The sequence below is a fragment of the Haliscomenobacter sp. genome (assembly GCF_965225875.1).
In the GTDB taxonomy this organism is placed as follows: Bacteria; Bacteroidota; Bacteroidia; order Chitinophagales; family Saprospiraceae; genus Haliscomenobacter.
In genome coordinates, this window is record NZ_CBDDBS010000003.1 from 1257660 (window position 1) to 1273235 (window position 15576).

Annotated in this window: 8 protein-coding genes; 4 read left to right on the plus strand and 4 right to left on the minus strand. The window is 48.1% G+C overall.

What is annotated here, in order from left to right; translation table 11 throughout:
• Positions 1-66 precede the first annotated feature (66 nt).
• The 4 genes from ACO08K_RS25355 to ACO08K_RS25370 all read left to right on the plus strand — a co-directional run bounded on the left by ACO08K_RS25355 (position 67) and on the right by ACO08K_RS25370 (position 5284).
• Positions 67-1494, plus strand: coding sequence for a Gfo/Idh/MocA family protein (locus tag ACO08K_RS25355; protein WP_421799284.1), 1428 nt, complete (start codon positions 67-69; stop codon positions 1492-1494).
• 153 nt (positions 1495-1647) lie between these two features.
• A complete protein-coding gene (locus tag ACO08K_RS25360) occupies positions 1648-2610 on the plus strand; it encodes a ThuA domain-containing protein (protein ID WP_421799285.1) in 963 nt (320 codons plus the stop codon).
• A 347-nt stretch (positions 2611-2957) separates the two neighbouring features.
• Positions 2958-4232 (plus strand): family 16 glycoside hydrolase, encoded by a 1275-nt coding sequence (locus ACO08K_RS25365; protein WP_421799286.1) that lies wholly within the window; start codon positions 2958-2960, stop codon positions 4230-4232.
• A gap of 8 nt (positions 4233-4240) precedes the next feature.
• A complete protein-coding gene (locus ACO08K_RS25370) occupies positions 4241-5284 on the plus strand; it encodes an aldo/keto reductase (protein ID WP_421799287.1) in 1044 nt (347 codons plus the stop codon).
• 175 nt (positions 5285-5459) lie between these two features.
• On the opposite strand, the gene ACO08K_RS25375 is transcribed toward ACO08K_RS25370, so the two are convergent.
• The 4 genes from ACO08K_RS25375 to ACO08K_RS25390 all read right to left on the minus strand — a co-directional run bounded on the left by ACO08K_RS25375 (position 5460) and on the right by ACO08K_RS25390 (position 15434).
• Entirely contained in the window at positions 5460-6287 is an 828-nt protein-coding gene (locus ACO08K_RS25375) for a DUF4846 domain-containing protein (protein WP_421799288.1), read from the minus strand.
• 26 nt (positions 6288-6313) lie between these two features.
• The gene (locus tag ACO08K_RS25380; RefSeq protein WP_421799289.1) at positions 6314-7273 is read right to left on the minus strand and encodes a PorP/SprF family type IX secretion system membrane protein; all 960 of its coding nucleotides are present in this window, start codon (positions 7271-7273) and stop codon (positions 6314-6316) included.
• Positions 7274-7319: 46 nt separating this feature from the next.
• Complete coding sequence (locus ACO08K_RS25385) at positions 7320-12386, minus strand: gliding motility-associated C-terminal domain-containing protein (RefSeq protein WP_421799290.1); 5067 nt, start codon at positions 12384-12386, stop codon at positions 7320-7322.
• A gap of 93 nt (positions 12387-12479) precedes the next feature.
• On the minus strand, positions 12480-15434 hold the full coding sequence (locus ACO08K_RS25390; protein WP_421799291.1) for a caspase family protein: 2955 nt from the start codon (positions 15432-15434) through the stop codon (positions 12480-12482).
• Positions 15435-15576 lie beyond the last annotated feature (142 nt).

Below are 15576 nucleotides of genomic sequence, written 5' to 3' on the forward strand. Positions count from 1 at the left end.
AAATTGCTAAAACACGGGTTAATTGCACTTTCTTCGATATCCTTAACCACACAAAACCTTAACCATATGCACAATCGCAGAAATTTCCTCAAAAACATTACCTGGGGAGCAGGGTTTGCTTCCTTGGGATTGCCACAATTGGTGCAAGCCAAACCAGTTTCCAATACTGAACAGCGTGATACTCCAATACTCGATGCCGGCAAACAGCAGTTCAACATGTGTGGCTTCGCGGCCCCTAAACTCGATAAAGTACGCATCGGTTTCATTGGGCTTGGCAATCGTGGGCCCGGCGCAGTTAGCCGCATGAGCCGCATTGAAGGGGTGGAAATTGTAGCTTTGTGCGACAAAGACCCCAAACGGGCCAGCAAAGCTCAGGCAATTGTAGAAAAGGCTGGGCGCCCCAAAGCCCGCGAATACAGCGGCAATGACGGCTGGAAAGCCATGTGTGAAAGCGCAGACATCGACCTCGTGTACATCGCCACCCCCTGGAGCCTACACACACCTATGGCAGTTTACGCCATGCAGCAAGGCAAACACACCGCCACAGAAGTGCCCGCCGCCAAAACCATCGACGAGTGTTGGCAGCTGGTGGAAACCTCTGAGAAGACCAAGCGGCATTGTATGATGTTGGAGAACTGCTGCTACGATTTCTTTGAGCAACTGACTTTAAATATGGTGCGCAATGGCATGTTTGGTGAGCTGGTCCACGCCGAAGGGGCCTACATCCACAACCTCTTGGAGATGAATTTCAACAAATCCTCTTATTCGGACATGTGGCGCCTCAAGGAAAATTTGCGCAACGGCAACCTCTACCCTACCCACGGACTGGGACCAATTGCCCAATGCCTTGATATCAACCGAGGCGATCGTTTTGACCACCTGGTGGCCATATCCAGCAACGATTTCCAAATGGGCAAAATGGCTCAGGAAAAAGCTAGCTCGGATGCTTTTTACCAGGAATATGTGGGTAAAAGTTTCCGGGGCAATATGAACACTACCATCATCCGTACCCAAAAAGGCAAAACGGTCATGCTCCAACACGATGTGACCTCTACCCGCCCCTACTCGCGCATCCACGTGTTGAGTGGCACCAAAGGGGTAGCCCAGAAATGGCCCAATCCCGCTAAAATCGCCATCGGTGAGGAATGGTTGAATGAACGGGAAATGCAGGATTTGGAGGAAAAATTCAGCACCCCGCTGGTCAAACACATCGGTGAAATTGCCAAAAAAGTGGGCGGCCACGGTGGCATGGACTTCATCATGGACTGGCGTTTGATCGATTGCCTGCGCAATGGGCTTCCCCTGGATCAAGATGTGTACGATGCAGCAAGCTGGAGTGCAGTTGCCCCCTTGAGCGAACAATCAGTGGCAAAACGTGGAAAATCGATCGATGTACCCGATTTCACTCGTGGTGCCTGGCAACAAAACAAACCAGTCAGTTTGACGCTGGATGGTGGGGCAACCACCGAGGTGCGGGCGCTGGCCAAGGGATAAGGTATCTTCTTAGGTGTTTCCTTGGGTGCCTTCGGTTTCTAAGGTGGTGAAAGTTTTTTTTTACCACCTTAGAAACCGAAGGCACCCAAGGAAACACCTAAGAAATTAAAGCTTTTCTCTATTTTTACACAAACAACAAAAACATTAGATCCAATGTACAAAAAGCAAGTCCTGCTGAGCTTGTGTCTGCTTTTGTTAGGCAGCAGCACTATTTTTGCCCAAAAAACCATCAAGACCCTGATCGTGGATGGCCAAAACAACCACAACCAATGGGCCAAGATCAGTTTTATGATGAAAAAATACCTGGAAGAAACGGGCAAGTTTTCGGTGGATGTGCAACGCAGCTACTACACCTGGAACGGTGGAGAATACATCCAGCAATATCCCATTCCTGGTTTGCGCAAAACGGTGGAGTTGCCAAAATCGCGCCCAGATTCCAGCTACATTATCGACTTTTCCAAATACGACCTCGTGATCTGTAATTTTGGTTGGAATGCGGCTCCCTGGCCCGATGCAACCCAGGCCAATTTTGATGCCTTTATGAAAAAAGGGGGCGGCCTGGTGGTCATTCACGCTGCAGACAATTCCTTCCCAAACTGGCCCGCTTACAACCAAATGATTGGTCTAGGCGGCTGGGGTGATCGTACGGAAAAAGATGGTCCCTATGTGTATTATGACGACAAAGGCCAATTGGTGCGGGACATGGCTCCCGGACGGGCTGGTTCCCACGGTGCCCAGGCCGAATTCCTGATCACGGTTCGTGATAGCAAACACCCCATCACCAAAGGTATGCCCCTGAATTGGCTGCACAGCAAGGATGAAATGTACGATCGATTACGTGGACCTGCCGAAAACATGCAGGTGTTGGCCACAGCATTTTCCCCAAAAACCAATCGGGGAACCGATCGCCACGAGCCCATGCTGATGACCATCAAATATGGCAAGGGTAGGGTTTTTCATACCCCACTTGGCCATGCTGATTATTCGGTTGAGTGTGTGGGATTCATCACTTGTTTGCAACGGGGTGCGCAGTGGGCAGCTACGGGTAAGGTAACGATTCCAATCCCAGCGGATTTTCCCACGGAGAAAGAATTGAAAGTCAGAAAATTTCAATAGTTTTCATTCAGGGTAAAGGTGGGCTTTTTACGTCTGTTCTACAATCGTATTTGATTTATTCTATCCCACATCGACGATAGAACAAACAAAAAAGCATAGCAAAAAAGCTCATTAGCCTAAATTCTTTAAGGATAAAACTGAATTTGGCCACATCAATTGATGGTACAGCAAAATCACTGTATCTTCATTGGATGTGGCCAAATAGGTGTTTAGCGATATTGCAAATATTTCAGTATCCCTTTCTCTTACTCCTTCAATTGGGTTTCCAAATCCTGCCAGCTCCTATTTTTTGTATGCCTAAATTGGTTTATATTCAACCCAACTTTGTTTACAACCAACATAAATAAATGAAAAATATACACTTGATCTGGGGTGTCATAATCCCACTGGGGCTGCTTCTAAGTAGCAGTATACGACCAACTGCAAGGCAATCCTCTGGAGCCTGGATGCAACTCATCAATGGAAAAGACATGAGTGGTTGGAAAGCCAGTGAGAACAAAGAAACCTGGTCCGTTACCCCCGAAGGTTATTTGCAGGCAGTAGGCAAACGCTCACACCTGTTTTATGAAGGAGAATACCTCAATGGCGCCTTCAAAAATTTCGAATTTGAAGCGCAGGTACGGACCTTTAAATTGGCAAACTCAGGAATTTATTTCCATACCAAGTACCAGGAGTCTGGCTGGCCAGGTCAGGGTATCGAAATCCAGGTGAACAACTCCCACATTGGCGAAGGAGATTACATCGAGCTCAAACGGATGGGTAGCCTCTACGGCGTGCGCAATGTATACAAAACTTTCGCTAAGGACGATGAGTGGATAACCGTAAAAGCCAGGGTAGAAAATGACCGGGTGCAGATTTGGGTGAATGAAATCAAAACCGTGGATTACATTCAGTCTGAGCGCCGGATGGCTGGCATCAAAAAATTATCTTCTGGAACTTTTTGCCTGCAAGGGCACGACCCCAACAGCAAAATGCAATACCGCAGTTTTAAAGTCCGCCGCTTGCCCGACGCTGCCAGTTCAAATCTGGCACCCCTCACCTATGCGCCCTGGCAGGATACCTTGCTTAAATATCAGGGACAGCAATTTGCTTTTATCGATTTGAACCCACGTACCAGTTTGTCCCCCCAGGATTTGGCCAAGTACGTTTATTCCACTGGCATCAATGTAGCGCTGCTCAAAAACCCAAAAACGGCCAAAGAACTCTCTGAAGCCAAAAAACTGCCCCTTTTTACTGGAATCAAAGTCAATGCCGACAATTTGGCGAACTTAAAAGCCAATACTGCGGACTACATCATTGGGGAAAGCACAGGAATCGAGTCAGCCCGAACTTTGCTGAATAGTAAAAAAATCAATGTTTGGTCAGACAAAGGCCAGGACTTAAATACCGATCAGGCAGACGAACTACTGGACCTCGCCAAACAGAACAATGTAGCCATTGAAATAGACAACGTTAGCAAAACTCCTTCTTTGGCTGTATTGCGCAAAGCCAAAGCCAAGGGCTGTAAATTCACCTTTGCTGGATTGGTTCCAGCTGACAAACTAAGCCAGTCTTTGTATGTGGTGGAGGCAATCAGAGGCGCAAAATTGAGTTACAAGGATCAGTATGTTCCAAAATGGTAATGAACAATATGGAGTATCGAGCACTTGGAAGAAGTAGTGTACAAGTAAGCAAAATTTGTCTTGGCACCATGACTTGGGGCCAACAAAACAACGAAGCTGAAGCACATGAACAAATGGATTACGCGCTGGAGCAAGGCATCAACTTTTTTGATACTGCTGAGTTGTATGCAGTACCTCCGCGCCCAGAGAACAATGGTTTAACGGAAGCGTACATTGGGACTTGGTTTAAACAATCGAAAAAACGTGGGGAGGTCATTTTGGCTACCAAAATTGCCGGGCTTCGTGCCGACCTCAATTTTATCCGCAATCATGATTTGGCGTATGGTAAAGCTCAAATTCATCTGGCTTTGGAAGGAAGTTTGAAGCGATTACAAACCGATTACATTGACCTTTACCAACTCCATTGGCCGCAACGCAAAACCAATACTTTTGGAAAATTGGGGTATCGCCACGATCCGGATGACGCATGGGAAGACAATTGCCTGGAAGTTTTAGAAACCATGGATGGCCTGATCAAGGCTGGAAAGATCCGTTATTTTGGGCTATCCAATGAAACGCCTTGGGGACTGATGCACTTCATTCGACTGGCGGAAAAGTACAATCTGCCGGTACCGGTAAGTGTGCAAAACCCCTACAGCTTGCTCAATCGCTCCTTTGAAGTGGGCTTGGCCGAGTGTGCCATCCGGGAGAATTGTGGCCTCTTGGCTTATTCACCCCTGGCCTTTGGCTTGTTATCGGGTAAGTTTCACAAAAAGACGGACACGCCCAATGATCGGATCAATCAGTTTAAAGGTTTGTCGCGGTACAATGGGACATTGTCCTGGGCAGCTACCGAAAAATACCTCGCGCTGGCTGAACAACATGGACTAACCCTGGTCGAAATGGCGCTGGCCTTTGTGACCCAGCAAACTTTCACCACCTCGAACATCATTGGCGCAACGACAATGGAACAATTGAAAGAAAACATCAAAACGGCGGAGCTGGTGTTGTCGGATGAGGTTTTGGCCGGAATTGATCAAATTCAAGTGGAGATTCCGAATCCGGCGCCTTGATCAAAACACAAAAAAAACCTGAATGTTGGTAATTTTCACGACTGCTTAGGTGATTCCTTTAGTGCCTGAGGTTTCTTAGGTGGTGAAAGAATGCCCTGCTTCGCAGGTTCTTTTCTTTTTTACCACCTAAGAAATTGTAGAAACCATAGACTCACCTCAGGTTATGAATCTTTCATCAAAACCTCCGCAAATTCCCCTTCACAAAATCCCATTCCGGTGTCAGCACGGCCTCACCACTGGTGTTTGTGCTGTACCAGGGGCTTAACTTTGGATCATTTGGGTTTTGCAAAATATGAATGTCCTGTGCGGGCATGTAGCTTTGGGCCAACAAGAATAGCTTTTCGCCGGTTTTTGGATTTTGCGCCATATCCACTACGATCACGGCATGGCCAGGGCTGCCACCGCGAATCAGCACATCGCCAATGGTCATTTCGTTGTATTTGACGGGCTTGAGCTCCTTTTCTAGAGACAAAGTGCCAGCATAGCTGTACACCATATCGAGATAGCTGCGGAAGGTTTTGTAGCTTCCATCCACTGCACCCTTTTTGTACCAACTCACCTGATTGCCACTTACTTTGACGCGATACCCTTCCCGCCATTTGCTGTAGCTACAATTGAAACCATTGGTAAAATTGAAATGGATGTCCGCGTAGCGTTTTTGGGCGAAGAGGTAATCGGCACGCAAGCGCATCACTGCATCAGCGCATTGTTGCAGGTCGCGGTTGCCCACGTCAATGTCCATAACGGCTACGTGCACCTGATTGAGCTTGGGTAAACCATTGTACAAAAACACGCCAGTACCGGCCGGTTTGAGGGTGATTTTGCGCAAATAGGCTGCAAAACTGCCCGGGGCCGTAGCAATTCGTTCAAAACCAACTGGGGGCTTGATGCGGGTTTCTATGTTGGTTCCTTCCACTTGAATAAAAGCGGAGTTCTTTTGGCATGCAGCAAAATTTAGTGCGCTTAAAAAGCACAGCAAAATGAGGTATTGTTTTGGGTACATGTTTAGGTTATGAGGATGAAAAATACTCATTTCCACCAGGAATACAACAAATGTACTTCAAAAGCACCGCCAAAATAACGTGGTAAAGGTTCTACTAAAGGTTGATCATAAGCTAGTCCGATTTTGAACTGCCCATTTTCAATCCGTACTTGTTCCCCTAGCACGAAGCCGGTTTCTAACCGAGCTGATCCTGTTAATTTTTGCCCAAACGCACCGCCAAAACCAATCCCGGCCCAGTACAATTCACTGATTTGCAAACGTGCATTAACATCCACACTAATTGGCGCATTGGGTACATAGCGCAACCAACCTGAAGTTTCGAGAAAAGAGGTACTGTTGCCCAAAAAAGTATCAAAATATTTTCCAGCTACGGCATAAACGTGAGGCAAACGTTTGACATCATAACGACCATTTTCCGAAACAAAGCGGGTATCCAGTCCGAATACCTGTGGGATGGAAACCCCCAGATAATATTGATCTTCTTCATAAAAAAAGGCACCCAATGAAAAATCAGGATACATCAAATTGTCATCGACGCTGGGGCGATTGGCGAGGTCTGGAAAGTCAATTTCGCTCAGTTTGGCCCCGTATTGCACCAAACCAGCGCCCAGGCCAATTACCAATGCCCGATCACTGCGGCCACCCATATCGAGAATGTAGGCGTAATTTCCATAAAATCCAGTTTGGCCCAATTTTCCAGTGCGGTCATTGATGACGTGGGCACCAAAAACAGCATTGCGGTCATCCAAAACCATTTCAAAATTGAGGATTTGAGTTTCGGGTGCATCGTTGACATTGAGCCAATTGCGCCGATAAGCCCCACCTACCGTAAAATTCAACTCATTGATGATGTAGTTATTGGACAGTGCCGCGGGGTTGATCACGTTCCATTGGTCGCGGTAAATGGTGAAGTTGGGGAGTTGTTGGGCACTGAGTTGTGCCACGCTCAACAACAATATGCCGATAAATAGGTATTGGATTTTCATGACCTTGGGTTTTTAGGATGCGGTGTAAGACCAAATGCTTGAATTACTAGGGGTTTTCTTTTTTGAACAAATAAATCGCTCCGGTTTGGGGTTTGCCAACCAGTTTGCCATCGTCGTAAGCCCGGATGACGTAATAATAAGCCCCAGGCGGTAAAAATGGCCCCATGTCTCCAGACCGACCTCGCCAAGGAGCATTGTTGTCATAATCATCGTTGCGGTATACAATATCTCCCCAGCGGTTGGTGATTACAATGTCTACTGAACTGAAGCCTTGTAAACCCCTTATTTGTAAAGTTCCGTTGGGGCCAGGATCCTCCAACACCATCCCTTCGGTAGGTTTGGGCAAATTGAATACTTCCATGGTTACAAGTGCCGAATCGCAAGGACTGGCACATTTTGAAGCCTCATTGCACACCGTGTACGTAAAGGTCAATACTCCGCGGAAATCGGTCTCAGCAGTGTAGCGGAAACTTTTATTCCCTGGCACGTATTCAAAAACACCCATCGTTGGTGCACCCGACCAGGAAATACTGGTATCCTGGAGACCAGTCAGGTTATCATTGAGCAGGATGTTCATCGCAGCAATGTCCTGGGCCCGTTCGATGGTGTATTTGTCATCAACCAATTGCGGACCTTTCTCCAAAAATACCGTTACTGTATCCGAAGCAGCTTGAATACATTTGCCGATGGCGATGCGCCATACAAAACGGTTGGCCCCAATTTGTAAGTTTTGAGCCGTTGCATTCGGCGAGTTGGCATTTTGAATGGAGGTTCGGGTAGACAAGGCAAACCAGGCAGCTTTGCCAGATTGGGGCGCTTGGGCCCTCAAGGTAATGCTGGTGCCCTGGCAAAGCGTAGTATCCCTTCCGGCGCTAAAACTATTGGGTGGCAAAGAAATCACATCCACAATCACTGGGCCAAAAACACTGGAACGACAACCCGCCGAATCCCGCAATGCAGAATATTCACCAGAAAACGCACTACTGGCCGCTTTTAGCTTGAGTGAAGGGGTAGTGGAAGTCATTTCTTGACCATTGGGCAATTGCCAGATGTACAACACATTAGGCCCTTGAAAGAGGTCATCGGCGCGCAAGGTGAAAGTTTCGTTGCCACAAACCGTATCGGGTGCAACAATGCCATAGAGAGGTTTGGGCATTCGGCTACCTGCCTTCAGGGTTGTGGAGTAGTTGCCCGTACAGCCATTGGCATCACTTACGGTTACGCTGTAAGTGCCTTCGTTGAGTTCGGTCAAATTGGCGGTAGTTTGACCATTGCTCCAGGCATAAAAGTAAGGGGCAGTCCCACCAACCACTGTCAAAGCAATTGAGCCGGATTCTGCTCCTGCACAACCAAGGTCCGTAGCAATACCTGAAACACTCAGTCCTGTACAATTGTCCCCACTTACTGTACCTGAACGTACCACTGAGCAGCCATTTGCATCTTCAACAGTGACGGTATACACTCCAGCTGCCAAACCGGTAATTGCAGCAGTACTTGCCCCGGTACTCCAGGTGAAGCGATACGGGCTGGTTCCACCACTTGCGGTAGCAGTAGCTGTGCCATTGCGGGCGTTGGGGCTGGTTTCACGAGTAAAGGTAGCATTGGCTTGCAAGGCTGCGGGTTGGGTAATGCTCACATTCTGGGTACGGGTGCACTGATTGGCATCGGTGATGGTCAGGCTGTAATTACCCGCGGCAAGAGCGGAAATACTGCTGGTTGTTGCGCCATTGCTCCAGCGGTAGGTATAGGGTGCTACCCCTCCACCCGCCGTGGCCACGGCCTGGCCCTGGTTTTGGCCATTGCAGCGGAGATTGGTAGGCACAATATTCAAGGTCAGGGCAGGGGGTACAGTGATGGTAGCACTGGCACTTTCTTTACAGCTCGCCGAATTGGTCACCGTTACGGAATAGGTCCCAGCTGCCAGGTTATTAATGGCCGAGGTAGTGGCACCATTGCTCCAGTTAAAAAAGTGAACCCCAGTTCCAGAAAAGGTGACCGAAGCCTGGCCATTGCTTTGGCCATTACACAAGATATTTGTGGTACTGATTTGAGGATTGATCCGGGAAGTGGAGTTGACTTTTTTGGTATCGTTGACCACACAACCTGCGGCATCGGTGACCGTCAAGCCATAATCGCCAGGAGCTAAATTAGTCAAAGCCGAAGTAGTGGCACCATTGCTCCAGGCGTAGCGATACGGGCTAGTTCCGCCACTGACCTGCGTTGTAGCCCGGCCCGTATTGGTTTCATTACAGGGGATATCGAAAGTAGTTAATACCAGAGTCAAGACTGCAGGTTGAGTGACGGTAACCGTACCATTGGCCTGACAGGCACGACTGTCGGTGACCGTCACGCCATAAGTGTTCGCAGTCAAATTACTGATGGCCGAAGTAGTTGCCCCATTACTCCAGGCATAAGTATAGGGCACGGTACCTCCGACAGCTATGGCTTGGGCACTACCGGTGGCAGTTCCATTACAATTGACATTGCTTGCAGTAGTGCTTATTTGTAACTGAGTGGGTGCAATCAATACAACGCTGTCCTTTTTGGTACAAAGGAAGGCATCCGTAACGGTCAGCACATATTTTCCAGCAGCCAGATTCGAAATGCCTGAAGTGGTAGCCCCGGTGCTCCAAAGGTACGTATAAGCTGGGGTGCCTCCGCTGACCGTCACACTCACCTGGCCATTGGTTTGTCCAAAACAAGCTGGATTGCTTGCGCTGATTGTGGTGCTGATTGCCGGCTTTTGCAGGATATTTACATTGGCCGTGTCTCCACACCCCGACTGATCAGTCACGGTCACTACGTAATTTCCAGCTGGAAGATTTGATAAATCAGCCTGGGTAGATCCATTTGACCATTTGTAGGAATATGGCTCTTTTCCTCCGGTGGTATTGGTCGTGATTTGCCCGGTGCTTTGCCCAAAACAATCGATGTTGATGGACTTGGTGGTGATGGATAAACCAGCGCTAGGTGCGTTGAGGACAAAGGGGAAGGTAGCCTTACATCCAATAGCATTGGTCACGGTCAGGTTGTACCTTCCAGCCCCTAGGTTGCTGATGGCTGAAGTAGTAGCACCAGTGCTCCATAAAAAAGTGTGGGCCCCGGGGCTACTTACTGTCACGGTAGCGGTACCATTGTTCTGGCCAAAACAAGCAGGATCAGTCGAACTTACGTTGGCACTGATTGGCGCGGGGTCTTTCAGCGTGAATACCCAAGAATCAGAACAACGGTTGGCATCGGTAACGGCTACTTTGTAATCGCCAGCAGGTAGATTGGTGCGGTTAGCTGTGGTGGCACCATTTTCCCATAAATAAGTGTAGGGTGGAATTCCCCCGTTTTCTTTTAACTCAATCGAGCCACTGGCTTCCCCTACACATTTGGGTTGAACTAGATTGGAGTCAATTTTTAGGGGGGTGGTTTCTATGACCAAGATGGTGCCCGTTTTTTGACATTTGTTTTGATCGGTCAGGGTGACCGTGTAATTGCCTTTGCTTAAATCGGTAATACTGGGGGTAGTTGCTCCTGTAGACCACAGGTAAATGTAAGGCGCAACCCCTCCGGTAACCGTTGCCAGAGCCGTACCATTTTTTGCTCCAGGGCATAAGGTATCATTGCCACTAAGTAGCAGGCTAATGGCTGGGGGTTGGGTAATGGTGACTGAGGCTGTTTTGGTACAATTGTTCTGATCGGTAACCGTGAGGGTGTAGGCACCTGCGATCAGGGAAGTGATGGCCGATGTAGTAGCCCCATTGCTCCAACGATACGTATAGGGGGCGATTCCCCCAGTGACAGCGGCATTAATCAGTCCCGACTTTTCTCCATTGCACGCCACATTGACGCTACTGGGTGTAATAATGATGGCGGCCGGTTGATTGATGTTGACCGATTGGATCGACCTGCAACCTGCAGCATCGCTGGCGGTAACGGTATATGTACCTGCTTTGAGGTTGCTAATGGTTGCTGTGGTAGCCCCGGTACTCCATAAAAAGGTGATGCCCTGATTGAGTCCACCACTGGTACTTGCCGTAGCTGAACCATTGGTACCACCATTGCAGGTGACGTCGCTGGATTTGATGCTGGCTAAAAAATTGGCGCAGACATCTACCACGGTACGGCAAGCTGAAAATTCAGAAGTGTTGCTGCTTTGAGTCATGGTGGCTGTTACCAAATCACCCGCGCTCAACCCCGAGGAGATCGTGAGGTTCCAGGAACCAAATGTATTGGTAGTAACAGTTCCGATAAAAGTTCCGCCCTGACAAGGTGCATTTGGGCAATTGGTATTGTTGACTTTAAAAACCTCTACTGTGGAACCAGCCGGTGCAGTACCAGTGATCTGCGTTGTGGTGGCGTTTGTAATGCTGGGCGTGGTGATGGTGGCTAGGCGTTCAATCCCTATTTTGCTGTTGCAAAAAATGCTATTCCTGCTAATGATTACATTACGACCGGTGCCTACTTGGATACCATTGGAGCTATAAGCAATAATGTTGCTGGAAATGGTTCCAGTAGGTGCCCCGGCGGTTCCCGCAAAAGTGGCAACATCAATACCTGCATTGGTATTCGAAAGGTTGGTGCCACTTTTGTCAACACCGATGTAATTGTTACTAATGGTGAAAGAACCGACGCTGCGCGCAACGGATATCCCAACCAGGTTGTCAAAAATCTGACAGGTACTGATGTCATGGCCATTACCAGTGCTGAGGGCCAGGCCATTAGGGAAGGCAGTAGTGGCAAAATTCCTTAGGGTCAAACCATTGACTTTTACATTATTGGCGGCAAGAACCAAACCCTGAGCTTGCCCCAGCGAACCATCAATGACAATATTGTCGGTACTACCATCAATGTGCGAATTGGCTTTGGTAACAGTAGGCAAAGGAGCATTGGCGATGGGTTGAATGATGTGTGGCCCGGAACCAGTGATGCTGAACTGGATGGTATTGAGGGTAGTAACGTTGTTCATACAGTTGATGGCCCAAGGCAAACTTCCATTGACACCAGTTCCCCCGGTGGTGCGGGTTACCGTAATTGGGTTTGCAGTTGGACAGGCCACCTGGGCAATTAAGGTGGAACTACACAAAAAGAGTAAGGTAAAAAGAGCAATTTGGGATTTTCTCATGGGTAGTCGGTGTAATTTTGTTACCCTTTGGTCCCTCCTCTGGCACTTCGACTTCGCTCAGTGACCGGAGGAGGGACCAAAGGGTAACAAAAACTATTTTTGAATATAATAAAGCGGCATCGCTCGATCCAGCTGGTCTTCCGGCATAAATGGAGCCTGACTGGTAGGAGCGTTCGGGATTACGGATTTTACCAATTGTGGGACGCGGCGTTGCAGGAAATCGTACAACTCACCCAGGTTGATGATGCGGTCCCGATTTACGTCGGCATTGTAGTTACCTCTTGCATCACTAAGGGTTTTATCGGCAAAAGCTTCCAGCATGGCTTCGGTAAAGGCGCCATTTTCCCAATTCTGTGCCTCATATGATTTTTCGTCGGCTTTACAGGAAGAAAGGGTACTCACGCCGGGTTGGGTCTTTGCCAAATCGATCACGGCTTTGCTCAATCCACCAAATCCTTCCTTGGCCCCCCCGCTGTGGCAGGCATCCAGAAAAATGAGTTTTTTACAACTCAAGCGATTGAGTACATCGAGCACTTCTTTTTTGTAATCAATGGAAACGTCCTCGTATTTAGGATTGTAGCCCGTTTGCAGGATTTTAAACTGGTTTTCATAAATTTTCCCATGCGAAGAGATGAATACAATCACCACATCGTTGGGCGTAATCAATCCGTCTTTCCACATGTAACTCAGATCGTACATGGCCTGCTTGATTCCGGTTAAATTGGTGGTTTCGGGGGTAGTGATTTCCTGGACGTGGACGTTGGGATACAATTTATCTACCCCACCTTGATCACGGAAAGCTTCGGCAAAATCTTTGGCGTCCTTGGAGGTATACATCAAGTCGTTGTGAACCGGGCCAATCGCAAGGATGAACAGGTTGGAACGCTGAGGAGCATATTCCACTTCGATATAAGAAGACACTTTTCCATCAACAACTACTTCCAGGCGGTTTTTGCCGAGTATCAGCGGGATTTTATTCCGGTAAGTGTAGGAGTAATAGCCCGTATCCCGCTTCGGTGCAGACAAATCTTGCTCGTTGAATTTGGAGCCTTCCATTTCTACCCCATTCATGCGGAGTTTGAAGTCTTTGGGTTGGAGGCTCTTGTCGTGCAAGACGTTCATTTTGAACTCCATTTGATTGGTTGTCTTCTTGATCTTATTGCCTACTTCATTGGGATCAGGATCGGTCCAGATCATGATGGGGCCATCACCCCCTACTCCACCCCGGCGATCTTCCAGGGTTTTGCGAATTTTTTCAACGCCATTTTCCTTGACGATACAAATGATTTTTACCGAAGGGCCAGAAAATTGGGCTGTTTTAGTAAACAAAAAATCAACTTGTCGCTTGGCACGGGCTGCCACAGCGCCGATGGTATTGCTTGCTGATGCACTTGGTTTGATTCCGGGAGGATACTGAAAGGTAATATCGGTAGGTCCAGAATTGGCATCACCGGAATTTTCCAAAACCACCCGAAGGGTCAGTTCATCGGAGCGAGTACTGGAAAAGAAATTGTGATCGGCAATTTGCAAGTTGGCGGGCAAGGGTACCCGGGTAACAATTTTTACATCCTGATCGGTGAGGTATTTATCGCCTGCTGATACTTTTACATTAAAACTGTGTTCTCCATTGGCGATGTCTTTGCTTCGAACGGGGATTCGAACCATTTTGCCAGCCCGCTCATTGCCAAGCTGCCCCAGGTAATTAACCGTCCAGTATTCCAGCCGGGAGGCACCCATTTTATCTTCAATTTCTACCTTGAGGTCGGACAAATTTGCACCTGACTTGTTGTTCAAGCGAAAGCTCAAATAAGCATTTTCGTTTCGTTGGATGCTTTGATTGTCCAGGGAATTCAGCTTAAGTTCGACAATCTCTACCGCATTCTGGTCTCGAACCCCAACGATGGGCGGATTGTCCTCATCTTCAAGGGGTAAACGCCCAACGAAGGCACCCTGGGGGCTTTTTCCTGCCACTACAACACTGCCCTCGTGGAGAAGGGTTGCTGCTTCCCAGGATTCATTGCTCCCATTGCCCCAATAAACAAAGGATTTCAGCGTCCCATCACTGGTAGCTCTTATCCCGATTGCTTTGGCGTCGCGGGCACCGGTACGGTAAGAATTCGAGTAGCCAAAGAGCCCAAAAGCGCCGTTGTTGTACTGTAGCACGGCGGCGGCAAGATCAAAGCCCCTTTTTCCTAAGGGTTTGTCCCACAACAAACTACCATCTTTCCCAATTTTCAACAACCAGGCATCAGCATCTCCTTCCCCTTTTGATTTGGTCAGTCCGGCCAGGGCATAGTTGCCATCACTGGTGTTGATCAAATCCAAAGCCTCGTCATATTTGGCCTCCTCGTAAACCTGAGACCAAACCTCTGCGCCCCGGGCGTCGATCTTCGCCAAATACACATTGTCACCTTTGCTGGTATTGCCACTGAATACCGCTCCTCCATCATTGGAAAGCACCAAACCACTGGGAATGCCATACTTGTCTTTTCCGATCTGTTTTTCCCAAATCATTTCGTACTTAAGGCTCAACTTGACCAACCAGGCATCGCCATCTTTCTGGTCATTTTTAAAACCAGCCAATACCATAGCTGAGCCGTCGGGCAAAATTTCGATCTGCCGCAGTTCATCCTTACCTACTCCACCGATGCTTTTTTCGTCAATTTTCCGGCCTTTTTCATCCATTAGCAACAACCAGCCATCGTGGCCACCTTTGCCGATTGACTCCGTATAACCAACGAGTAAAAAGAAACCCTGTGGGGTGGCGGCTATATCGTAAATGACATCGTCTTTGGCCCCACCAAAGCGCACTTCTTTAACCACAGCTCCAGTGCTGTAATTGAGGATGGAAACCAGGCCGTCTTTTCCTCCCTGCGATTGCGTACTGCTTTCGCCTACTGCAATGACCGAACCATTGCCAGCTTCAATGACGCGGTGGAACACATCCCCGGCACCGCCAAAGTTCTTGAACCAAACGGGTTTAATGTCTTGAGCAATTGAACTGATTGATAATAAAATACCACCAAGCAGTACGATAAACTTGTTCATTTTGGAAAATATTTAGGTATAATAGTGGTGCAAAGCGAATCCACGTGCTAGATTATTGTTGATCAGATTTCAACAGACTGTGCGGGAACATTTCTCCTGGTATTCAAACGTTTCACAGCGCAAAAGAATTACCATTTGCTTC

What these genes read in the sequence shown, in the direction of transcription:
- ACO08K_RS25355 (WP_421799284.1), top strand. Translation starts at nt 67, where the DNA reads ATGCACAATCGCAGAAATTTCCTCAAAAACATTACCTGGGGAGCAGGG.
- ACO08K_RS25360 (WP_421799285.1), top strand. Translation starts at nt 1,648, where the DNA reads ATGTACAAAAAGCAAGTCCTGCTGAGCTTGTGTCTGCTTTTGTTAGGC.
- ACO08K_RS25365 (WP_421799286.1), top strand. Translation starts at nt 2,958, where the DNA reads ATGAAAAATATACACTTGATCTGGGGTGTCATAATCCCACTGGGGCTG.
- ACO08K_RS25370 (WP_421799287.1), top strand. Translation starts at nt 4,241, where the DNA reads ATGGAGTATCGAGCACTTGGAAGAAGTAGTGTACAAGTAAGCAAAATT.
- ACO08K_RS25375 (WP_421799288.1), bottom strand. Translation starts at nt 6,287, where the DNA reads ATGTACCCAAAACAATACCTCATTTTGCTGTGCTTTTTAAGCGCACTA.
- ACO08K_RS25380 (WP_421799289.1), bottom strand. Translation starts at nt 7,273, where the DNA reads ATGAAAATCCAATACCTATTTATCGGCATATTGTTGTTGAGCGTGGCA.
- ACO08K_RS25385 (WP_421799290.1), bottom strand. Translation starts at nt 12,386, where the DNA reads ATGAGAAAATCCCAAATTGCTCTTTTTACCTTACTCTTTTTGTGTAGT.
- ACO08K_RS25390 (WP_421799291.1), bottom strand. Translation starts at nt 15,434, where the DNA reads ATGAACAAGTTTATCGTACTGCTTGGTGGTATTTTATTATCAATCAGT.